19 protein-coding genes are annotated in these 22,809 nt (G+C 34.0%); all 19 read left to right on the forward strand.

The annotated features are described in order from the left end of the window. Positions 1-236 precede the first annotated feature (236 nt). The 19 genes from AABL52_RS01195 (at position 237) to AABL52_RS01285 (ending at position 22,801) form a co-directional block, all read left to right on the forward strand. A complete protein-coding gene (locus AABL52_RS01195) occupies positions 237-1,604 on the forward strand; it encodes an O-antigen polymerase (protein WP_341518773.1) in 1,368 nt (455 codons plus the stop codon). A 129-nt stretch (positions 1,605-1,733) separates the two neighbouring features. Then, positions 1,734-3,149: an oligosaccharide flippase family protein gene (locus AABL52_RS01200; protein ID WP_341518774.1), complete on the forward strand. Its 1,416-nt coding sequence runs from the start codon at positions 1,734-1,736 to the stop codon at positions 3,147-3,149. Next, on the forward strand, positions 3,146-4,039 hold the full coding sequence (locus AABL52_RS01205; protein WP_341518775.1) for a hypothetical protein: 894 nt from the start codon (positions 3,146-3,148) through the stop codon (positions 4,037-4,039). Before AABL52_RS01200 ends, AABL52_RS01205 begins: the two co-directional genes overlap by 4 nt. A gap of 100 nt (positions 4,040-4,139) precedes the next feature. Continuing rightward, on the forward strand, positions 4,140-5,066 hold the full coding sequence (locus tag AABL52_RS01210; RefSeq protein WP_001089761.1) for a glycosyltransferase: 927 nt from the start codon (positions 4,140-4,142) through the stop codon (positions 5,064-5,066). A 1-nt stretch (position 5,067) separates the two neighbouring features. Next, complete coding sequence (locus AABL52_RS01215) at positions 5,068-5,706, forward strand: CatB-related O-acetyltransferase (protein WP_341518776.1); 639 nt, start codon at positions 5,068-5,070, stop codon at positions 5,704-5,706. Beyond that, positions 5,699-6,268, forward strand: a complete 570-nt coding sequence (locus tag AABL52_RS01220) for a putative colanic acid biosynthesis acetyltransferase (protein ID WP_341518777.1) — start codon at positions 5,699-5,701, stop codon at positions 6,266-6,268. Before AABL52_RS01215 ends, AABL52_RS01220 begins: the two co-directional genes overlap by 8 nt. Beyond that, positions 6,265-7,503 (forward strand): glycosyltransferase family 4 protein, encoded by a 1,239-nt coding sequence (locus AABL52_RS01225; RefSeq protein ID WP_341518778.1) that lies wholly within the window; start codon positions 6,265-6,267, stop codon positions 7,501-7,503. The genes AABL52_RS01220 and AABL52_RS01225 overlap by 4 nt, the downstream gene beginning before the upstream one ends. Before the next feature lie 38 nt (positions 7,504-7,541). Further along, positions 7,542-8,864 carry a UDP-glucose dehydrogenase family protein gene (locus AABL52_RS01230; RefSeq protein ID WP_341518779.1) on the forward strand — a complete coding sequence of 441 codons (1,323 nt, stop codon included), beginning with the start codon at positions 7,542-7,544 and terminating at the stop codon, positions 8,862-8,864. A gap of 49 nt (positions 8,865-8,913) precedes the next feature. After that, positions 8,914-10,299 (forward strand): sugar phosphate nucleotidyltransferase, encoded by a 1,386-nt coding sequence (locus AABL52_RS01235; protein ID WP_341518780.1) that lies wholly within the window; start codon positions 8,914-8,916, stop codon positions 10,297-10,299. Between the two features lie 41 nt (positions 10,300-10,340). Then, complete coding sequence (locus AABL52_RS01240; RefSeq protein ID WP_341518781.1) at positions 10,341-11,408, forward strand: glycosyltransferase family protein; 1,068 nt, start codon at positions 10,341-10,343, stop codon at positions 11,406-11,408. A 31-nt stretch (positions 11,409-11,439) separates the two neighbouring features. Further along, positions 11,440-12,384: a mannose-6-phosphate isomerase, class I gene (gene manA / locus AABL52_RS01245; protein ID WP_341518782.1), complete on the forward strand. Its 945-nt coding sequence runs from the start codon at positions 11,440-11,442 to the stop codon at positions 12,382-12,384. A gap of 103 nt (positions 12,385-12,487) precedes the next feature. Next, complete coding sequence (locus tag AABL52_RS01250; RefSeq protein WP_341518783.1) at positions 12,488-13,402, forward strand: LytR family transcriptional regulator; 915 nt, start codon at positions 12,488-12,490, stop codon at positions 13,400-13,402. 98 nt (positions 13,403-13,500) lie between these two features. Then, positions 13,501-14,319, forward strand: coding sequence for an SGNH/GDSL hydrolase family protein (locus AABL52_RS01255; protein WP_341518784.1), 819 nt, complete (start codon positions 13,501-13,503; stop codon positions 14,317-14,319). An 89-nt stretch (positions 14,320-14,408) separates the two neighbouring features. Further along, positions 14,409-15,401 (forward strand): UDP-glucose 4-epimerase GalE, encoded by a 993-nt coding sequence (gene galE / locus AABL52_RS01260; protein WP_341518785.1) that lies wholly within the window; start codon positions 14,409-14,411, stop codon positions 15,399-15,401. A gap of 179 nt (positions 15,402-15,580) precedes the next feature. Continuing rightward, positions 15,581-17,527, forward strand: a complete 1,947-nt coding sequence (locus AABL52_RS01265; RefSeq protein WP_341518786.1) for a BglG family transcription antiterminator — start codon at positions 15,581-15,583, stop codon at positions 17,525-17,527. Between the two features lie 124 nt (positions 17,528-17,651). Beyond that, the gene (locus AABL52_RS01270; protein WP_341518787.1) at positions 17,652-19,604 is read left to right on the forward strand and encodes a PTS fructose transporter subunit IIABC; all 1,953 of its coding nucleotides are present in this window, start codon (positions 17,652-17,654) and stop codon (positions 19,602-19,604) included. Positions 19,605-19,621: 17 nt separating this feature from the next. Next, positions 19,622-20,566: a mannose-6-phosphate isomerase, class I gene (manA, locus tag AABL52_RS01275; protein WP_000138683.1), complete on the forward strand. Its 945-nt coding sequence runs from the start codon at positions 19,622-19,624 to the stop codon at positions 20,564-20,566. 121 nt (positions 20,567-20,687) lie between these two features. Beyond that, entirely contained in the window at positions 20,688-21,359 is a 672-nt protein-coding gene (locus AABL52_RS01280) for a response regulator transcription factor (RefSeq protein ID WP_098258907.1), read from the forward strand. Between the two features lie 11 nt (positions 21,360-21,370). Beyond that, on the forward strand, positions 21,371-22,801 hold the full coding sequence (locus AABL52_RS01285; protein WP_341518788.1) for a HAMP domain-containing sensor histidine kinase: 1,431 nt from the start codon (positions 21,371-21,373) through the stop codon (positions 22,799-22,801). The last annotated feature ends 8 nt before the right edge of the window (positions 22,802-22,809 follow it).

Here is a 22,809-nt window from a genome sequence, read left to right on the forward strand (position 1 = left end):
AATAATATAATCTTATTGAGTGATCATTAAAGGCATTCTCAATAAAATCATATTAGTCTTTTTTGGTATACTTAGGGATTAGTAGCATCTAATCCTAACATACGTAGTGAAAAGATCGATGAAAATGCATTTCTTCAATTTGTATTGTTAATTAACATAAACCTACCTACTCTAGCAGATTGGTTAGTAATGGGTATTAACTTGTAAAAGGTTAGAGGAATTTCAAGAGGTGTATTATGGTATTTTGGTATAAATTTTTAGTTTTGATGCTAATAGCAATATTTATAGGATGTTTTATAAGGTTAAAAAATAATGGTTATGTGTATACTCCTATATTTGCTTTTGTTATTGGTATAGCTTATTTTATATTGTTTCCATTTTCTGTATTGACTTTTATTGAAAAATTTTCATTAAATCCCTTGTCAGGTGCAACGGGTTATTGGGCTTCTGTAGATTTAAATAATTCTTATTTTATGTATCCTTTTTTTATTATTTGGGTTTCGTTATTGTTATGCGGTGTATCTATTTTATTATTTACTCCAAAATTATCTTTAGATAAAAAGCAACATTTTGTAATAGATGAAAAATCGTATAAAAAAATCGTTTTTATAATAATAGCCTCTATGGCCTGGTTGACAATGGATTGGACTCTTAAGTTTATTCAGTTTGGTGGAATTTCTGAGTATTTAAATTTACATTGGTATATGAGAAATGATATTTTATTTAATGAGTATGGTTCGTTATTTGTGTATCTAACTAAATTCACTCAAGCAAATATGGTCATATTTACAGGTATGTCGGTTTTATATACATTAATATTATTTTCAAAAGAGATGAATAAAAGGGGAAAGGTATTTTTATCTATCGTCATTTTCTTGTTTCATATTTTAATAATATTCCTGACTGGAAATAGAATATATTTTGCTATATTTTTACTTTTAACTTTTTCTGGTTTTATTATTTTTAATTATAGAAAACAGATAGTTATAAGTGTTAGTTTATTACCAGTTTTGTTAATTATTTTTAGTGCTTGGTCATACACTAGGTCAATGTTACATGATTTAGATACTGCTCTTCAAAATTACTTTGCTAGTTTTAGTGATTTAAGTGATTCATTTGTTAGTATGCTTTTTGATATAACTGAGGGTGCGAATGTATTAGTTGCATTTCATATTATCAATGATTATGGAAATATATATGAATATCTACATGGTGCAACATATTCAAGGGTACTAACTTCATTTATTCCTGATTTATCTAATAAAATCGATTCTTTTACTGTAATAATAGGGAGTAATTATATGCCGGGAACAAATGTAAGTTTAAACTCAACTATTATTGGAGAATTATATGCTAACTTTGGCTTGTTATTAATATTAATACTACCAATATTAGCCGTATTTTTAATTTTGTTAAGTCAAAGACTTAACATGAGAGTAGCTCCCATAGTTACTTGTGTAATTGGAGTACTTATTTGTTGGCTTGTTCGTTCGGTCTTTTCAGATAATTTCTTACTGTCAATTATCACCGTATTTATTATAATCTTTGAACTGATGTTATATGATGCCCTTGTTAAAATATCTAATTCAGGAAAAACGAAGTGAATTTAATTCCACTAAAGATCCGTAAAAATCTTCAGTGGAATTAAATTTTTTTTATGCATAGAGTCCTCTGCTTTATATTAGTTCAATAATACAGGAGATTTAATCTATCTATTAAGGATGTAAGGATTCATGGAGAAAACAAAAATTATTTTACAAAATAAGAGCCACCCAGTATGGGTTTTTATACAACAATTTGCTGTTAGAGGTTTATTAGGAATTAAATTTTTATTAATTGCAAGATTATTGGAACCTAAAGAAATAGGTATTATTTCAATAGCTTTAATTAGTTTAACATTAGCTGAAGCTCTTACAGAAATAGGAATCATGCAAGCTGTTGTTCAAAGTAAAAATAAAATAGATCACCATTATGTAATTTGGACATTGCAATGTTCAAGAGGCTTTTTTATTACCTTAGTATTGCTTGTATGTAATAGTTTTTTAGTGAATTTATTTGGGGAGCCAGAAGCAAGAAATATTTTAATATTAGTTGCCTTTGTACCACTTGTGAAAAATTTAATGAGTGCAAAATATTATTCTGAAATTAGAGTGAAGAATTTCAGAGCAATATCTATTGTCTTTGGCCTCTCTAGTATTATTGATTTGACAATGTCTTTAGTGCTAGTATCTATGTTCAAAGATCCTATTTTTGCGATACTTTCTTTATTAGTGGCAGAGTTAATTAAGTCTATTTTGACTCATGTAATATTTGGGTGGACTATTAAATTTGATTTTAGATTTTATTTAATTAAAGATATTATGGCATATGGAAGATGGATTTGGGGAAATAGTATTTCATCTTTTGTTGTTAATCAATTTGATAAAATAGTAGCCTCAACTTTTTTAGGAACAAAGTTATTAGGGCTGTATCAAATGAGTCAAAAAATGACTCAGTTAGCGGTAGCTGATATTTCTTTTGCAGCTGGTCAGTACCTTTTCCCGCAATTTTCCTCGATTTATAGAGCTAATGGAAATAGCAAAGAATTAAAAAAATATTATTCAGATATGATGCTTTTAATGTTCAGTTTTGCTTTTATGTTATCGGGTTTTGTGATAATTTACGCTGAGCAAGTAATAAATATTGTATTTGGCGATGGATGGGAAGAAATGCTGAATTTAATCCAATTTATGATGGTAGGATCCAGTTTAGCAGCCATAATGAATATTTCTGTAGTATACAATAGAGCAATAGGGAAACCCAAAAAAGTCACCTTAGTTTCATATGTGCAGTTGGGTATCTTTGTGGTATCATGTTTGATTTTAGTCCGATTTTTGAGTGCGTTTGGTTTAGTTATTAGTAGCATTTTTTCTTATATAGTTGGTTTAATGTTATTAAATATGTCATTTAAAAATAAATTTGCATATATTTACAAAACGCTTCGAAGCAATCTATCGCTAATAGTGTTTGTTACTATTATTATATGCTTAATGTTAGCTTTAAAAGAAAGTATTTTGCCAAATTGGAGTTTTGCTATAAGTATAGCGTTATTTTTTATTGGATTACTCGTTATGGGATTAAAATTTAAAAAATTGGGGGATACGAAGTGAATATTGGTCTTCAAATTAAGAGTACTATAGTTAAAATGCGAAGAAGTTTTTATAAATATAATGGAGATAAATTGAATAAAGAGGAAGCTAACGCCTTCATATCTAAAGCATTGTTGCAAGATAATCCTAGCATGATTACAAGGTTAGGATCTGTTGAATTAGAATGCCTTAATGAGTACATTAAGGGTGGAAAATTTTCTGATTCAACACTGAAAAAAATGCGGAATAATGCAGGTTTTTTCCCAAGTCACCCCGATAACTTGAAGAAATTCGGGGAATTATATACGGAATGCCTTCAGGATTCTGACTTAATTGGTATTTGGTATAATAAGGGCGAAGATAAAATTATTAATAATTTTGGTAAAGAATCTAAGGTTTGTGAATTAAGAAATTTGGAACCATACTATCACTTAAACCCATGGTCTCAAAGCTTAAAGGGGAAGAATGTACTTGTAATAAATCCTTTTGTAAGTACTATAGCATATCAATATGAAAATAATAGGGGAAATATTTTTGAGAACCTTAGTACATTACCTGAATTTAATTTATTTACGCTGAAGGCAGTTCAAAGTATTTCAGGGAATACGGATGGATTTAAAGATTGGTTTGAAGCCCTAGAGTATATGAAAGCGGAGATTAGTTCATATAAATACGATGTTGCTATTATAGGGGCGGGCGCATACGGTTTACCTCTAGCAGCTCATGTGAAAAATGAGGGGAAGGTAGCTATTCATTTAGGTGGTGCTACTCAAATATTATTTGGAGTGAAGGGGAAAAGGTGGGATAATCATCCGGTTATCTCTGGATTGTATAATGAGTATTGGACTAGGCCTGAGGAAGGCGAAAGACCTAAGAATTTTAATAATGTTGAGAATGGGTGTTATTGGTAATAATTCGTATATAAGTAAAAGTTTTTTTGCCAAACATACATGTTTATCTAATAACTTTTGTTAGTCAATAGAAAGTAGTATTTAAGGAGTGTAGTTAATTTTGAATTCTTATGAATCAGCAATAGTTCTTTTTGTTTTTAATCGTCCAGAACATACGCGCGAGGTATTAGAGGGATTAAAAAGAAATAATATAAAAAAACTTTATGTTTTTTGTGATGGAGCAAGGAACCGAGAAGAATTTCAATATGTAGAGCAGGTACAAAATCTAATTAATGATATTGATTGGTGTGAAACTGAAGTAGATTTTAATGATGAGAATACGGGGCTTGCAAGGTCAGTAATAAAAGGTGTCAGTCGTGTTTTCTCAAAAGGATATGATAGTGTTATTGTATTAGAGGATGATTGTGTACCAAAGGAAAATTTTGTGGAATTTATGGAATATACCTTAAAAGCATATAAAGATAATGAAAAAGTAATGCATGTATCAGGTTTTGGTTTACCGATAAAACAATATACTGAGCCGGATGTGTTTTTAACACCATATCCATGTTCATGGGGATGGGGAACCTGGAAGACAGTTTGGGAAGAGTGTGATTTCGAATTATATGAAGAGTATGAAAACCTTCTTAATGATAAAGAATTAAAAAAGAAGTTTAATTATGCAGGTGAGGGATTTTCAAAATTCCTAAGCTATCATATGCAAGGGAAGGTAAATTCATGGTTGATACGATGGTATTATCACATTTTCTCTAGGGATGGATTATGCGTTTGGAATTATAAATCTCTAATTGAAAATAATGGATTTGATGGAAGTGGTGAACATCAGGTAAAGCGAGATAGATTTAATCAAAAGAATAATGATAAGGGAGATCAAAAAACATTTAAGTTAGAAGATGAATTAGTAGTGAACCAAGATTTAATTCGAGAATTTAGAAGGTTCTTTATAGGGAGTAGTTTGTTAGAGAAAATTAAAACACTTGTCTATATGAAAACAGGATTATTAATAGAGAGGAAGAGAAGGTGGTAGAATGGGGTTAATTTCCGCTATCTTAAATAAAAACAAGATTCCTAGTAAGAATAAGAAAATTTCTTTACTTGCCTTTATAGATAATAAATGTGAGATTTCATCAAATATAGCTATTACTAGACTTTGTAAATTGAGGAATGTAAAGTTGGATAGTTACTCCTACATGGGAACTAATTGTAATATATCTAATTGTTCAATTGGTAGGTACTGTTCTATTGGTCCTTCTGTCAAAATAGGATTAGGTAAACATCCTATTGATATGGTTTCAACATCGCCCATATTTTACAATCCGAATAATATTTTAAATATCAATATTTCAGGGGAATCTAGGTATATCGAGCATGAAGAGACAATTATAAAAAATGATGTTTGGATAGGAGCAAATTCTATTATATTAGATGGAATTACTATTGGAAATGGAGCTATTGTTGCAGCTGGAGCTGTTGTCACTAAAGACGTCCCTGATTATGCTATTGTTGCAGGGGTACCAGCTAGGGTTATAAAATATAGATTTAATGCAGAAACAATAAAAGAATTATTGTCTAGCTTATGGTGGGAAAAAAAACCAGAAGATTTGGAGAGCAATGTCTTATTGTTTAACAACGTATCGGAGTTTATAAAGAGGCTTAAAAATGAATAAAAATATAGTTCAATTAAATAAATATAATCAAGATTGGTATTCTAGGGGAAGAAATAGCTTTTTTGTTTTATTATGGTGGTTTGTCCAAGGGACAATATTTCGCTTTACACTACATAATATGTATGGTTGGCGTAATTTTTTATTGCGCCTATTTGGAGCAGACATTGGGAAGAATGTAAAGATTCGTAGTTCAGCAAAATTTACTTACCCATGGAAGGTGAAAATTGGTGATTATTCTTGGGTTGGCGATGATGTTAAATTTTATTCTTTAGATGAAATTAGTATAGGAGCGCACTGTGTTATTTCGCAAGGGGTATATTTGTGTACAGGTAGCCATAATATTAAGGATCCTTATTTTGGATTAGTTATAAAGCCTATTACTGTTCGAGATGGGGCTTGGATTGCAAGTGATGTGTTTGTATATCCGGGTATAAAAATAAATGAAATGGGTGTGGCGGCAGCAAGAAGTATTATTATTAAAGATATTCCAGCTAATGAAGTTCATGCTGGTTTTCCAGCTAAGTTTATAAAAAAAAGATTTGAGGAAGAGGAATTAATGTGAAGAAGAAAAAAATTGCCTTCGTAATAAATTATTTCTATCCAGATTTTGCATCCACGGGTCAATTGATGACAGAACTTTGTTTAGATTTGCAAAATGATTTTGACATAACAGTTATTGCCGCTCAGCCCAATTATGCTGGAGAAAAAGTTAGTTCAAAAAAAATATTTGAGGAAGACCGTCTAGAGAATATGAAAATCGTTCGAATCAGATTGCCAGAAGTTGATAAAACTTCTAAATTCAGTCGAATGAAATACATATTCTCTTATTTTGCATTAGCAAACATAGCCCTTTTAAAAGAAAAAGGTGTCGATATTATTTACACCATCTCACAGCCTCCAGTTTTAGGTGGGCTAATTGGGACAATTGGTAAATTTCTAAAAAGAGCAAAACATGTATATAATGTGCAGGATTTCAACCCAGAGCAAGCGGCGGCAGTGAGCTATACGAATAAGCAGTCAGTATTTAAAATCGCTAAAAAGATAGATATGCTAAATTGCAGATATTCAGATTGTGTTATTGTCGTTGGTAATGATATGAGTGAAACGCTAAAGCAACGTTTTAATGGAAAAAAAATACCGAAACACACAGTTATTAATAATTGGACGAATGAACAGGAAATTATTCCATTAGATAAATCAAATGAACATATTCAGCAGTTTTTAACAGACAATGGATTAGAAGATAAGTTTATTATTATGTATTCTGGAAATATAGGACTATATTATGATTTGGAAAATATTATCCATGTTACGAATCATTTTAAAGTATATAAGGATATTGCATTTGTATTTATTGGTGAGGGTGCTGTAAAAAAGGATATGAAAAGTTTTGTTGAGGATAGCGACATTCAGAATGTATTCTTCTTACCATATCAGCCTAAGGAGTTTATTAAGTATTCATTAAACGTTGCAGATGTTCATTTGGTTGTAAATCAAAAAGGAATTAAGGGTGTTTCAGTTCCAAGTAAAATTTACGGTGTTATGGCTGCAGGGAAACCTATATTAGGTGTGTTGGAACAAGGCAGTGAGGCACAAATGCTTATTGAAAAAAGTAAATCAGGGATTGTAGTAGAACCACAGGATTATAAAGGTATTATTCGTACAATAGAACAATTTTATCGTATGGAGGAGAGCAGCGTAAAAGAAATGGGATTAAACGGTCGCAAGTATTTGGATGAGAACTTAAAACGTGAAATTTCTATTAATAAATACCGAAATCTATTAAAACAGTTATGAAAATCTTAATAATAAATGGTGAAGGGAACGCTTAAATTATGAAAATTGCAGTAGTTGGTACAGGCTATGTTGGCTTAGTTACAGGAGTTGCATTATCTCATATAGGGCATGATGTTACATGTGTTGATATTGATGAAAAAAAGGTAAAACGTATGGGAGAAGGAATTTCCCCTATATATGAGCCAGGGTTAGAAGAGCTTATGCTTCAAAATATTGAAGAAAATAGGCTCTATTTTACGACAAGCCATCAAGAAGGATTCGAGAATGCGGAAGTAGTTTATATTGCGGTTGGTACACCAGAAAGAGAAGATGGATCAGCAAATTTATCCTATATTGAACAGGTTGCAAAAGATATTGCTAAAAATGCACAGCGTGACATCATTGTTGTAACTAAGAGTACAGTTCCTGTTGGAACGAATCATTATATAAAACAAATTATTTCAGAGAATCTTAATGAAAATATTAAAATTGAAGTTGTTTCTAATCCAGAATTTTTAAGAGAAGGTTCTTCTGTATACGATACATTTAATGGAGATCGTATTGTAGTTGGTTCTGATAGCATAGAAGCAGCAAACGTTATTGAAGAGATTAATAAGCCATTTGGAATTCCGGTTTATAAGACAGATATTCGTAGTGCAGAAATGATTAAATATGCGTCTAATGCATTTTTAGCAACTAAAATTAGCTTTATAAATGAAATTGCAAATATTTGTGAGAAAACTGGAGCGAATATTGAAGATGTTGCTTATGGAATGGGACTAGATCAACGTATTGGTTCGATGTTCTTAAAAGCTGGAATCGGTTACGGTGGCTCATGCTTCCCGAAAGATACGAAAGCCTTAACAAAAATTGCATCTAATGTAGATCTAGATTTCACACTTCTAAAAGCTGTTGTAGAAGTTAATAACAAACAACAACATAAGCTAGTTAAGGCCGCTCAATCAAAATTGGGAACATTACGTGATAAAAAAGTTGCCATACTTGGGTTAGCTTTTAAACCTAACACAGATGATATGCGTGAGGCTGCATCTGTAGCTATTATTAAGGAATTGCTTGGTGAGGGTGCACAAGTAACGGCATATGATCCCGTTGCAATTGAAAATGCTAAAAAATTACTTCCAGGAACGGTAGAATTCACCAATGATTTACAAAAATCATTACTAGATAAAGATTTAGCCTTTATTGTAACAGAGTGGCAACAAGTAAAAGAATTAGATCTGGGGTCATTTGCCAAACTTATGAGAAGACCAGTTGTATTAGATGGACGTAATTGCTTCGATTTAAAAGAAGTAGAAAAGTATGAAATAGATTATTATTCAATTGGACGTAATGGTGTAAAGAATATAGAGCAATTAGTGTGAGTGATGCTACCAGTATGAGATTTCTTTTAGGGAAGGGAGCAAGTCTATAGTGAAATTAATTCTTTTATCGGGTGGCTCTGGAAAACGCCTATGGCCACTATCAAATGACACTCGTTCGAAGCAATTTCTAAAAGTTTTAGAAAATGAAGAGGGTATGCGTCAATCAATGGTACAACGCGTCTGGGGACAATTAAAATCGGTTGGTTTAAATAAATCGGCAGTTATTGCTACATCAAAGACGCAAACAGAGATGATTCATAATCAGTTAGGAATGAACGTTCCGTTAATTGTTGAACCGGAGCGTAGAGACACATTTCCGGCAATTGCTCTTGCTAGTGCTTTTCTATTTTCTGAACAACATACTAATTTAGATGAAACGGTTATTGTATTACCAGTAGATCCATATGTTGAAGATAGTTTTTTTGAAAGAGTAAAAGATTTAGAGCTAGCGTTGCAAAATTCAGATGCTGATTTAGCGCTTATGGGAGTCGAGCCCACGTATCCATCTTCTAAGTATGGTTATATTGTACCAACTGAAGAAGTTACTGCATGTGAACATTTTAATGTATCGCGTTTTACAGAAAAACCTAGTGAAGAAAAGGCCATAACATTAATTGAACAAAAGGCTTTATGGAACTGTGGCGTATTTGCCTTCAAGCTACGTTATCTTATTAATATTTTGGAGGAAAAGAATCTTCCAATTTTATACCATGAGTTATCTAAGCATTATAGTGATTTACCCAAAATTAGTTTTGATTATGAAGTGGTAGAAAAGGCAAATCATATTGTTGCCTTACCTTACAGTGGGTATTGGAAAGACCTAGGAACATGGAACACATTAACGGAAGAAATGGCTACAACCCAAATTGGTAAAGGTGTAATTAGTGAGGACTCTCAAAATACACATGTAGTCAATGAATTAGAGGTTCCAGTAACAGTTGTCGGGCTTTCTGATGTTGTTGTTGCAGCGAGTCCAGATGGTATTTTAGTCTCGGATAAGGCTTCTAGTCCAAAAATTAAAGATTTAATTGGTTCATTTAATCAACCACCGATGTATGAAGAGCGCATTTGGGGATGGTCGAAAGTGCTAGATTACGCAAAATATGAAAATGAAGAAATGGTAACAAAAAGAATTTGTATAGAAGAAAATCAAAATTCTACTTATCATTACCATAATCTGCGGAATGAAGTATGGACAATTATTCGCGGTGAAGGAGAACTTATTTTAGAAGATTATATTCGCCGTGTAAAAGCCGGTGATATTGTACATATTCCAGCCGGTAAAAAGCATGCAATTCGTGCATTGAGTGAATTAGAATTTATTGAAGTACAAACGGGGAAAGAAGTAGTGGATACAGATTTCGTTCGCTTGTATACAAAATGGAACGATATTTTAAAACATTATTATCAATCACAAGCACAAGTAATTATGTAACAGCTAGTATATTCTAGCTGTTATTTTTTGAGGATAAATTTATGAAAACATTTGTTTTTTATGTTTCAGAATATGGATTTGGACACGCGACAAGGTGTGTTGCACTTATTAGAGAAATGTTGAGTGTAAGAAAAAATATACAGATTATTGTTTGTAACTCATTTGCTTTACAATTTCTTCGCATATCATTAACTGGGTATGGAGATAGAGTTATCTTTCATGATGTGGAGACTGATGTTGGCTTTATTCTAAAAGAGCATTCGTTAAATTTAGATAAAGAAAAATTGGAACAGTCGTATGAGGAGTTTTGTGCAAAGTTACCTAAGAAGATTAATAATGAAATTGATTTTTTAAGTACTTTTTCTGTGGATTGTATTATTTCTGATATTTCACCCATTGCTTTTGAAATAGCAGATAAGTTGGAAGTGCCATCTATAGGTATTTCTAATTTCACGTGGTATACAGCTTATAAAAATATTATTCCAGATAATTTGCTTCAAGTATTTAAAAATATGTATAAGAAAATGGATTATTTTTATACGTTAGCAGGAAGCAACGAAGAAAATTTAGCAAGGTTAAATACATCTTCATTTCATTTTTATAGTAGAATAATTAATCCCTTAGAAGTAAAGAAACTAAGGAAGAATTTAAATCCGACAGGTGAAAAACAAGTTATATTTATACCATTAGGAATGAAAATTGATATAGGAGATATAACTACATTTCCACTTTGGGATGATGAAAGATATGTTTTTATCGTGTCTCATAATATGAAAATTGAGCATAATAATGTGCACAAAATCCCAAGGAATTATACGGAATCTCAAAACCTTGTAGCAGCAGCTGATTGTATTATTTCAAAGGCAGGTTGGGGTACTGTTAGTGAAGCGATTCTTCAAAATAAACCGTTATTAATTATTGATAGAAAAGGCATGAGTGAGGACCAAAACACGATCCGATTTTTAAAAGATAATAACTTATGTAACTTAATTACTTGGGAAGAGTTGCAGAGTATAGATATTGGAAGATACATGGATACCAGGAATCCTATATATCAAAATGAGATTCATACTGTTGTATCTCATATTTTTGAATCTGTTATATCGTAATTTTTAGTAGGAAAGAAGGTTTTATACAAGAATGAAATCACCGTTATTTTTACAACCTATTCTTCAAGAGAGAATTTGGGGAGGTAAATCACTACAGAAATTTGGCTATGATTTATCCTGTGAATCAATTGGGGAATGCTGGGGGATTTCAGCTCATCCGAATGGAATGAGTGTTGTGAGAGAGGGACCATATGAAGGGAAAACTCTTGAACAATTATGGAGAGATGAGAAGAACTTGTTTGGATTATGCCCGTCAGATAAATTTCCATTATTAACAAAAATATTAGATGCTAATAAAGATTTATCTGTACAAGTACATCCAAATGATGAATTTGCAAAGGTATATGAAAATGGAGAGTTTGGAAAAACAGAATGTTGGTACATTATTGATTGTAAAGAAGATGCTCAATTAGTATATGGCCATAATGCTTATACAAAATCTGAATTTGAAGGGATGGTTAACGATGGGAACTGGGATGATTTACTTCGTAAAGTTTCTATTAAACCAGGCGATTTCTTTTATGTACCAAGTGGAACGATTCATGCTTTATGCGAGGGGACAGTAGTATTAGAAACACAACAAAGTTCGGATACTACGTATAGAGTATATGATTATGATCGAATAGGTGCGGATGGTAAGAAAAGAGAATTGCATTTAGATAAAGCTGTTCAGGTGGCAAGTATTCCACATAAAGATTATCAAATTCAGCCAGAAATTATTGAGAGAAATGGTGCGTTAATTACAACTTATGTGCACGAAGAATATTTTTCAGTATATAAATGGGCAATTGAAGAGGAAGCATCATTTCAAAAAAGGGGAATCTTTCAATTAGTGAGTCTAATTGAAGGAGAGGGTATATTGGTTACTATTGATGGTGAGTTTTCTATTAAAAAGGGTGATCACTTTATTTTACCAATAACAATTGAAAACTTTATTATAAAAGGAAACATTACTGCTATTGTATCTCATTTGTAGAATGATAAATTCTCTTTTATTTTTAGTCAGTCTTAAGGTAATATAATGAGGTAGTGAAAAATTATTGTGTTATTTATAAATATTGATAAAGAAGGTAAAAAATATGAAAAAGAAAATTTTATTTTGGATTTTAGGTATAATAGGTTTTCTGATAATTGCTGGAGGGGCATATGCATACTATGTCTATTCTAATGTTTCTAACACATTAAATGCCGTGCATAAACCATTAGATCGTGATAAGTCTGAAAAACGTGATAAGAAAGTAGATATTGCAGATAATAAGCCAATATCTATTTTATTAATGGGTGTGGATCAAAGAGCTGAGGAGACGGGGCGTTCTGATTCACTTATGTTATTTACGCTAAATCCAAAAACAAAATCTATGAAAATTACGAGTATCCCACGTGATTCCTACACAGAAATCATAGGAAAGGGTAAAAAAGATAAGATTAACCATGCGTATGCTTTCGGTGGTATTGACATGTCTGTTAAAACGGTAGAGAATTTTCTAAATGTACCAGTAGACCATTATATTGAAGTAAATATGGCTGGATTTAAAGACATTGTAGATGCTGTTGGTGGGGTAGATGTGAATAATGATTTAGACTTTACATCAGTAGGTGTGCATTTTGAAAAAGGAAATTTACATCTAGATGGTGAAAAGGCTTTAAAGTATACTCGTATGCGTTACGAAGACCCACGAGGTGACTTTGGCCGCCAAATGCGACAACGTCAAGTTATCCAAGCTGTAATTAAAAAGGGTGCAAGTGTATCTTCCCTTGCAAGTTATGGTGATGTATTAAAAGCAATTGAGAAAAATGTTAAAACAAGTTTAACGCAAGATCAAATGTTTGATATTCAAAAGAACTATAAAGATTGCATGCAGAACAGTGAAGAAATCCAAATCCCAGGTGACGGTCACAAAGCCGCTGATGGTATTTGGTACTACTATGTTCCAGATGCAGCGAAACAAGATATTACGAATAAGTTAAGAGCGCATCTTGAAGTGACTAAGTAATAGGTAATAACCCAACTCCTTTGGTAGGAGTTGGGTTTATTTTTGCGTGAATATATATTAGTATTATATATTGTGAGATTAATAGATGAGGTGAATCGATGAATAAGAAAGCAGTACTTGTCCTAGTTATTTTTGTATTGTTTGTCGCTTCGGTTGTGAGCGGTAAATTATACTGGAATAAGAAGGTTGCGAATGCAACAGGACAGACGAGTGAAGTAACGAAAACGAAGTCTGAAGTGAAAGATAGCGGAGCGAAGAAATCAGAGAAAAAACAAGATGCAAAGTCATCTTTTAATGAAGCATATGCGAAGAATTTACCAGATGCAGTGAAAGAGAAGTTAAAGAAAGCTGCTGAGGATAAAAAGGCAGTAAATCTTGTAGTTGTTGGTGATGAAGCTTCTTCATCTGAAAAAGATGCTTGGGCAGCTAAGTTAACGGCTAATTTAGAGACTGCTTATGGTAAAGGTTTATGGAATGTGACGGTAAAGGAATATAAGGGTGAAAGCACAGAAGAGTTAATCGCAAATAAGCGTGATAAAGAGATTGCGAAAGATAATCCAGATGTGATTTTATTCGAACCACCATTTATTACTGACAATGGTAAAACTGGTAATGGAAATTCTGTTGTGAGTACGCAGAAATTTGTTCAAGCACTTTCTACTAGTGCAAAGGGTGCTACGATTATGATTCAACCACCAAACCCAGTGTATGGTGCGAAGAATTATCCGAAGGCGATTGATGCATTAAAACAATTTGCGACGCAAAATGGTTATACATATGTAGATCATTGGGGAGCATGGCCTGATGCATCAACGAAGGCTATCCTGCCATACTTAACAGAAGAATTCGGTTTCCCAAGTGCTAAAGGGCATGAAGTTTGGGCACAATATGTAACGGATTATTTCGTTGCTAAGTAATAAAGGTACACAAAAGGTATACGAGCAATCGTATACCTTTTATAATAAGAGAGTGAGTAAGAAATCCTAATATATGTAGGAGGAAGACAATGAATTCAATTCTAATCTGCGGCGGAGCTGGTTATATCGGTTCTCACGCTGTGAAAAAATTAGTAGACGAAGGTTTATCTGTAGTAGTAGTAGATAACTTACAAACGGGTCATGAGGATGCAATTACGGAAGGTGCGAAGTTTTATAATGGAGACCTTCGTGATAAAGCATTTTTAAGAGATGTTTTTAAACAAGAGAGTATTGAGGCGGTTATGCATTTCGCAGCTGATTCTTTAGTTGGAGTTAGTATGGAGAAGCCTCTTCAATATTATAATAACAATGTGTATGGTGCACTTTGCTTATTAGAGGTAATGGATGAGTTTAAGGTAGATAAGTTTATTTTCTCTTCTACTGCGGCGACGTATGGTGAGGTGGATGTAGACCTTATTACTGAGGAAACGATGACAAATCCAACGAATACGTATGGAGAGACGAAGTTAGCAATCGAGAAGATGCTTCATTGGTATAGCCAAGCTTCTAATTTACGTTATAAGATTTTCAGATACTTTAACGTGGCTGGTGCAACTCCAAATGGTATTATTGGGGAAGATCACCGTCCAGAGACGCATTTAATTCCTCTTGTATTGCAAGTGGCGTTAGGTCAACGTGAGAAGATTATGATGTTTGGTGAGGATTATAATACACCAGATGGTACTTGTATCCGTGATTATATTCATGTTGAAGATTTAGTGGCAGCTCACTTCTTAGGGCTTAAAGACCTACAGAACGGCGGAGAGAGTGATTTCTATAACTTAGGAAATGGTAATGGTTTCAGTGTAAAAGAAATCGTTGATGCAGTTCGTGAAGTTACAAATCATGAAATTCCAGCTGAGGTAGCACCGCGCCGTGCGGGAGATCCAGCACGTTTAGTTGCTTCTTCTCAGAAAGCGAAAGAGAAGTTAGGATGGGATCCTAAGTATGTAAATGTGAAGACAATCATTGAGCATGCTTGGAATTGGCATCAGAAGCAACCTAATGGGTATGAAAAGTAATAATTTTTTAAACCTCAAAAAGTAGTTTCGACTACTTTTTGAGGTTTTTTGTTTATGTAAAAATGAATAAATTTCAAACAATAGAATCTTACAATTCATGAACCTGCCGATATGTTATGATAAATGCACGAAGTTAGTAACATATTGGGTACAAAGGATAGAAGAAACAGGTGAAGCAGATGAATAAAAGACAACAGGAAATTTTACAAGTTTTATTATCTGAGTCTAATGAGTATTTGTTAGTGCAGGAGCTTGCTGATAGGATAGGTTGTTCGGAGAAGACGATTCGTAATGACTTTAAGGTGATTGAGAGATATTTAGAGAAGTATTCAGATGCACTTCTTATTCGGAAACCGGGTTTAGGTGTCTGTTTAGAAATTAAGGATTATGATAAAGGGGTTCTGTTCAATAGGTTGTATGCTGTAAGGCAAGATATAAGCTATGCATCAGACGAGGAGAGAGTGTTGCAAATTGCGTATAGTTTGTTGATGAATGTTAAGCCGGTTACGGTGCAGGAACTTGCTGAGCAGTATTTCGTTAATAGAGCTATAGTTAAGAAAGATTTAGATAGAATTGAAAATTGGCTTGAGGATCTGGGATTAGAGTTAATTTTAAAGCAGAGGGTAGGCTTAACGGTAGAAGGCGATGAGAGAAATAAGAGGAAAGCATTAGCTAAACTATCAGATTTAATTCATAATCAGGAGTTAATGAATCAATTTATTAAAAAGCAGTTTTTGTATCATGAAATTGAATTTGTAATGGCTGAATTGAAAGCGTTACAAAAAAGATATGCGACATTTTTTACAGATGATACGTTAGAAAATCTTTTATTACATACGTTAATCATGGTGCGGAGGATGAAGTTAAAACAACCCATTTCGATGTCTACAGATGATTTGAACATTGTACGAGAGACGAGAGAATATGGGTGGACATTAGATTTTTTAACAAGGTTAGAGTTTGTATTTACGGTTCATTTTACGGAAGAAGAGATAGCTTATTTAGCTATTCATATTTTAGGTGGGAAAATTCGCTATCAAGATGAATGGGGAAGAAATAAGTTAAATGTGAGTAGTCCTGTGCTTTCACAAGTTGTATCGCATTTAATAGATCGTATGTCTAGGTTAAATGAAATCGATTTCGAGAAGGATCCATTTTTAGTAGAAGGATTACAGGTGCATTTGTACACGACGTTAAATCGTTTGCAATATAATCTTTCTGTCTCGAATCCGATGCTTCATGAAATTAAGCGAATGTATCCGTATATGTTTGATATGCTAATTCATGAGCTGGATGATATTAATAAATCGTTAAGTTTACAAATCCCTGAGGAAGAAGCGGCATATCTTACTCTACATTTTCAGGCGGCAATGGAGCGTTTGAATGATAAAAAGGTATCAAAAAATGTGATTATTGTTTGTCATATGGGGATAGGGATGTCGCAATTATTACGGACAAAAATTGAAAGGAAATTCCGGCATGTCCATGTAATGGATTGTATCGCAAAGTCCGATTTGGAAGAATACTTAATGAAAAATAAAAAGGTAGAGCTTATTATTTCTACGATAGATCTTCCACAGTTAAAGATTCCTCATTTTGTTGTATCTCCTTTATTAGAGCGGAGTGAAGAAAGTAAGTTAGAGGATTTTATGAAGAAATTAGATGAACTACCATCTAACGGAAATAAGGACTTTGTTTTATTGAATTATACAACTCCTTTTTTAGTTTTTTTACAACAGGAAATAGAGCATCGTTACGAGTTAATTGAAAGATTGGCGAGATCTCTTTATGAAAAGGGATATGTAGAGAAAGAGTATATTGAAAGTGCGATTGCTAGAGATAGAATGTCAGCAACGACAATTGGTGCAGGAGTCGCCATTCCGCACGGAAGTCCTAAGTTAATTAAACAATCCGCAATTGCAGTGGCTACGCTTAAGGAGCCGCTAGACTGGGGAGTAGAGAAAGTATCGCTTGTATTTATGTTAGCAGTTAAGAGTGATGGTAAGGAAGTTACGAAACAGTTATTTCATGAGTTGTCTTTTATAAGTGAACAGCCTGTTTTTGTTCAGAAGCTTATAAAGGAAAAGAATATAATGAAGTTTTTATCTTATTTAAGGTATGAATAGGTAAGGCGAGAAGCCTTACTTTTTTGTTTTTTCCGGAGGTTACGGTAAAAAAGAAAACTTTTATGAGGTGAATATTGATATATAGTATTTGTAGGCGCTTACATAAGGGTTGAGGAGGATTAAAATGAAGGTACTAGCGATTACATCGTGTCCGAATGGGATTGCCCATACGTATATGGCTGCAGAAAATTTACAAAAAGCAGCGGATAAATTAGGGATTCAAATGAAAGTTGAAACACAAGGTGGTATAGGTGTTGAAAATGAACTTACTGAGCAGGAGATTCGTGAAGCAGATGGCATTATTATAGCGGCAGATCGTGCTGTAAATAAAGATAGATTCATAGGTAAAAAGCTATTAGTTGTAGGAGTTAAAGATGGTATTCGTAAACCAGAGGAGCTAATTCAAAAAGTAGTAGATGGTAATGTTCCTGTTTATCATTCAGATGTGAAAAAAACGGGAAATGATTCGCAAGGAAAAAAACAAAATCCTATATACCGTCATTTAATGAATGGTGTATCATTCATGGTTCCTTTCATTGTTGTAGGGGGATTATTAATCGCAATTGCATTAACACTTGGCGGCGAAAAGACTCCTGGTGGTTTAGTAATACCAGAAGGTTCTTTTTGGAAAACAATTGAGCAAATAGGTGGAGCTTCATTTGCATTTATGGTTCCAATTTTAGCTGGTTATATTGCGTATAGTATAGCTGATAAACCTGGACTTGTTCCTGGTATGATCGGCGGATATATTGCAGCAACAGGAAGTTTTTATGGTAGTGAGAGTGGAGCAGGTTTCCTAGGCGGTATTATCGCAGGTTTCTTAGCTGGTTATGTAGCTTTAGGGATTAAAAAGTTAAAAGTGCCAAAAGCGCTTCAACCAATTATGCCGATTATTATTATACCGGTATTTACATCACTTATTGTTGGTTTAGCATTTGTATTTATTATCGGTGCTCCTGTAGCACAAGTATTTGAATCATTAACAGCTTGGTTAGCTGGTATGCAAGGTTCAAGTTCAATTCTTTTAGCGTTAATCTTAGGTGCAATGATTTCATTCGATATGGGTGGTCCAGTAAATAAAGTAGCATTCTTATTTGGTTCCGCAATGATTGGAGAAGGAAATTATGAAATTATGGGACCGATTGCAGCAGCAATTTGTATTCCGCCAATCGGGATGGGACTTGCTACGTTTATAGGAAAGAGAAAGTTTCAAGAAGCTGAAAAGGAAATGGGGAAAGCCTCATTTACGATGGGCTTATTCGGTATTACAGAAGGAGCTATTCCTTTTGCAGCGCAGGATCCATTACGTGTTATTCCAAGTATTATGGCTGGTTCTATGACAGGTGCAGTTATTGCAATGATTGGTAACGTAGGAGATAGAGTAGCACATGGTGGACCGATTGTTGCGGTACTAGGAGCGATAGATAACGTATTTATGTTCTTTGTTGCCATTATTGTAGGTTCTCTTGTTACAGCAGTTATTGTAAATGTATTAAAGAAAGATATTTCAAAAGTTGAAGAAGTACAGGAATTAAAAGAAATGAAAGAAGTGTCAGCAACAAAGGAAGTAACGGAAGTTCAAGAGCAAGTAATAGAAAAGAAAGATGAAAAGATTGAAATTCAGAAATTAACAGATATAACGAGCCTGGAGTTAATAGATATTAATTTAGCAGGAGAGACACGTGACGATATTATTGATGAAATGATCGGGAAATTAAATGCTGTCGGTGCTTTACATTCTGATTCGGAGTTTAAGCAAGCTATTATGAGTCGCGAAGCAGAGAGTAGTACAGGTATTGGAATGAATATTGCGATTCCTCATGGGAAGTCGGATGCAGTAAAAAAACCGAGTGTTGTATTTGGGATTAAACAATCGGGTGTAGATTGGAAAAGTTTAGACGGAACGGATGCAAAGTTAGTATTTATGATTGCAGTTCCAAAAGAGAGTGAAGGAAATGAACACTTGAAGATTCTTCAAATGCTTTCACGAAAACTTATGGATGATAGTTATAGAGAGAGATTAATATCTGTCCAAACGAAAGAGGAAGCACATAAATTATTAGGTGAAATCGTATAAAATGGAGGATTTTAATCATGACAGAGCCGTTATTTTTTGCACCCATTTTTAAAGAAAGAATTTGGGGTGGTACGAAATTAACTTCTTTCGGATATGAAATACCATCAGAACAAACGGGAGAATGTTGGGCTTTTGCTGCACATCAGAACGGACAAAGTGTAGTTAAGAGCGGAAAGTATGAAGGATTATCTTTAGGACAATTGTGGAATAATCATCGAGAGTTATTTGGAAATATGGAGGGGGATTGCTTCCCTCTTCTTACAAAAATTTTAGATGCAAATCGTGACTTATCTGTTCAAGTGCATCCGAATGATGAATATGCACGTATAAATGAAAATGGTGAACTAGGAAAGACTGAATGCTGGTATGTCATCGATTGCAAAGAAGGTGCTGAGATTATTTATGGGCATCATGCAAAAACAAAGGATGAACTAGTAAATTTGGTTGAACAAGAAGAGTGGGACAAGCTATTACAACGTGTAAAAGTGAAACCGGGTGATTTCTTCTTTGTTCCAAGCGGAACGGTTCATGCAATTGGTGAAGGTATTTTAATATTAGAAACGCAACAAAACTCTGATACTACTTATCGATTATATGATTATAATAGAAGAGATTCAGAGGGGGAATTGCGTGAACTTCATCTTGAGAAAAGTATGGAAGTAATAGAAACACCATTTGTTTCAAAACAACAAGTTGTACAATATGAAGAAATAGAAGATTTACATGTAACAAAACTTATTGAGTGCTCTTATTTTTCAGTGAGAAAATGGGAGTTAGACGGGATGGTTAACTTAACACAAAATAGTCCATTTCTTCTCTTAAGTGTAATAGATGGAGAAGGAGAGTTAATACATGGAACTGAAAAGTATCAATTTGAACAAGGGGATCACCTCATATTACCAAGCGATTTTGGGGAATATAGAGTTGTAGGACGTGCTGAATTTATTATTGCGAGCGTGTAAGCGAAAAATATAAGTGGAGAGAGTATCGTCGACAAAATATGTTCGACAATACCCTCTCTTTTTTTATAGGATTTTTGCTATACTAAACTGTACTATAATACGGGATGGAAGGAGGAGAATAATGAAAATACTTGTAGTTGATGATGAATCGAGTATTCGTAATTTGATTCGGATGCAGTTGGAGATGGAAGGATATGAAGTGTTGACTGCTGCTGATGGAAGAGAAGCTTTAGAGAAATGGAATGAAGTGCCGGATGTATTGATTTTGGATGTTATGCTTCCAGATACAGATGGGTATGAGTTGCTTCGTTTGTTCCGTGAGAAGGATAGGGATATTCCAGTGCTGATGTTAACTGCGAAGAGTCAGATGAATGATAAATTGCTTGGCTTGCAGCTTGGTGCAGATGATTATGTGACGAAGCCGTTTAATTATGCGGAGCTTATTCTTCGGGTTAAGAATATGACGCGGCGTGTGAAGAAGAGAGAGGTAACGGTAAGTCATGAAGTGATTGGGGCGGGGGAGATAACGATCTGTCCTAAGGAAAGAAAAGTGCATGTTAGTGGACAAGAAATTCAGCTAACGTACCGAGAGTTTAATTTATGTCAGTTGTTTGTTTCCAATCCGCAGCGTGTATTTATGAGAGATGAGTTACTTGAGAAAGTATGGGGATTTGAGTATATCGGAAATACGAGAGCGGTTGATATTATGGTGCAAAGACTGCGGAAGAAGCTAGGGAATAGCGGGGAATATATTAAGACAATTTATGGCGTCGGCTATAAACTGGATTGTTAAGTGGTGATGGTATGTCTTTAAAGAGAAATATGGTGTTTGGAATAGTGGGATTGTTAATCCCGATTTTTGTTCTTTTGTACGCAGTTGTTTATATTACGTTAGAAAAGAATATGTATCACAACGCGGCAAATTCTTTAGAAAAGTTAAGTGTAGAAGCACAAATTTATACGATGAATTATTTAGAGAAGGAAGCAGAGGTTGAGACGCTCGGTCCGAATTCACTTTTAATTGCTTCGTATTTAGCGAAGCGTATGGATGTCCGTGTACAGATGATCGGGAAGAATGGGGATGTTGTGGCGGATACGCAAAAGGGGGCAATTCTTCACCGGAATATTGATATTGCGAGTTCTTTGAAGGGGAAGAAATCTTATGTTTTTGAAGAGGGAGACCCAGCTCCAATTCTTTTGTTTTCAAGCCCAGTGTATTATGGAAACGATGTCATCGGAAGTGTTCGTTTCATAAATGAGTTAACGGGTGAGAAGGAAGTTTTAACAAATGTTGGTTGGACGTTCTTAATGACGTCTCTTTGTCTCGTAGCTGCGGGTATTTTCTTTGCAATTCGTTTGGCAAAGTCTCTTCATAAGCCGATTGATCAGTTAAGACAAATGGCAAAGCGGCTTGCGAATGGGGATTATAAAAGCAAGATTGAGCTAAATGAATATGTGGAAATTGCTCAGCTTTCAGCATCTTTTAATGCGATGGCTGATGGAATTGAATTGCATATTAAGCAATTGAAAGAGGAGAAAGAGAAGCAGAAAGATTTCTTAGACCGTATTACGCATGAGCTAAAAACACCGCTAACGGCGATTATTGGCTATGTGGATTTAATTCCGAAGTTAAAGGCGAAGGAAGATGTACAGGAGAGCCTTCGTTATGTAGCTGTAGAGAGTGAGCGTTTATTATCACTTGTGGAGGAATTACTTAAGTCTTCAAAGTACGGGACGAGTACGTTTGAAGTGTCACCTACAGTTGTGAATATAAAGGAATTAGCAGAAGAAGCAGTTTCAATTGTGAAACCTCGCCTGCAGAAATTTGAGATTGAAGTGATAAATGAGTTAACAGATGTACATGTTGTTGCAGATTTCGATAAGACGAAACAAATCTTCTTAAACGTGCTTGATAATGCGATAAAATATAGCGATGCTACGCAAATTCGTATGAATGTAATTGTAAATGAACGTGAGGTGAAGGTTTTTGTTCATGATGATGGCATTGGTATAGATGAAGGTGTGCTTGCAGAGTGGAATGAATCGCCAGAAGGGAAGGTACTGCCTTCTAGTTACGGGAATGGTTACGGTTTGTATATTTGTCAGGAAATTATGAATAAGCAGGGCGGAAGTATGCGAATTGAGAGTAGTGAAGAGGTTGGTACTACAATATTTATTACATTCTTGCTTCCGAGACGGATGGAAGACATAAAAAACTTGAAAGCGGTTAAATGATACATTTA

It is taken from the genome of Bacillus paramobilis (assembly GCF_038096195.1).
Classification (GTDB): Bacteria; Bacillota; Bacilli; order Bacillales; family Bacillaceae_G; genus Bacillus_A; species Bacillus_A mobilis.

Bases quoted from the DNA above. Each gene is read 5' to 3' on its own strand.
- AABL52_RS01195 (WP_341518773.1), top strand. From the start codon at position 237: ATGGTATTTTGGTATAAATTTTTAGTTTTGATGCTAATAGCAATATTT.
- AABL52_RS01200 (WP_341518774.1), top strand. From the start codon at position 1,734: ATGGAGAAAACAAAAATTATTTTACAAAATAAGAGCCACCCAGTATGG.
- AABL52_RS01215 (WP_341518776.1), top strand. From the start codon at position 5,068: ATGGGGTTAATTTCCGCTATCTTAAATAAAAACAAGATTCCTAGTAAG.
- AABL52_RS01220 (WP_341518777.1), top strand. From the start codon at position 5,699: ATGAATAAAAATATAGTTCAATTAAATAAATATAATCAAGATTGGTAT.
- AABL52_RS01230 (WP_341518779.1), top strand. From the start codon at position 7,542: ATGAAAATTGCAGTAGTTGGTACAGGCTATGTTGGCTTAGTTACAGGA.
- AABL52_RS01240 (WP_341518781.1), top strand. From the start codon at position 10,341: ATGAAAACATTTGTTTTTTATGTTTCAGAATATGGATTTGGACACGCG.
- manA (WP_341518782.1), top strand. From the start codon at position 11,440: ATGAAATCACCGTTATTTTTACAACCTATTCTTCAAGAGAGAATTTGG.
- AABL52_RS01250 (WP_341518783.1), top strand. From the start codon at position 12,488: ATGAAAAAGAAAATTTTATTTTGGATTTTAGGTATAATAGGTTTTCTG.
- AABL52_RS01255 (WP_341518784.1), top strand. From the start codon at position 13,501: ATGAATAAGAAAGCAGTACTTGTCCTAGTTATTTTTGTATTGTTTGTC.
- galE (WP_341518785.1), top strand. From the start codon at position 14,409: ATGAATTCAATTCTAATCTGCGGCGGAGCTGGTTATATCGGTTCTCAC.
- AABL52_RS01265 (WP_341518786.1), top strand. From the start codon at position 15,581: ATGAATAAAAGACAACAGGAAATTTTACAAGTTTTATTATCTGAGTCT.
- AABL52_RS01270 (WP_341518787.1), top strand. From the start codon at position 17,652: ATGAAGGTACTAGCGATTACATCGTGTCCGAATGGGATTGCCCATACG.
- manA (WP_000138683.1), top strand. From the start codon at position 19,622: ATGACAGAGCCGTTATTTTTTGCACCCATTTTTAAAGAAAGAATTTGG.
- AABL52_RS01280 (WP_098258907.1), top strand. From the start codon at position 20,688: ATGAAAATACTTGTAGTTGATGATGAATCGAGTATTCGTAATTTGATT.
- AABL52_RS01285 (WP_341518788.1), top strand. From the start codon at position 21,371: ATGTCTTTAAAGAGAAATATGGTGTTTGGAATAGTGGGATTGTTAATC.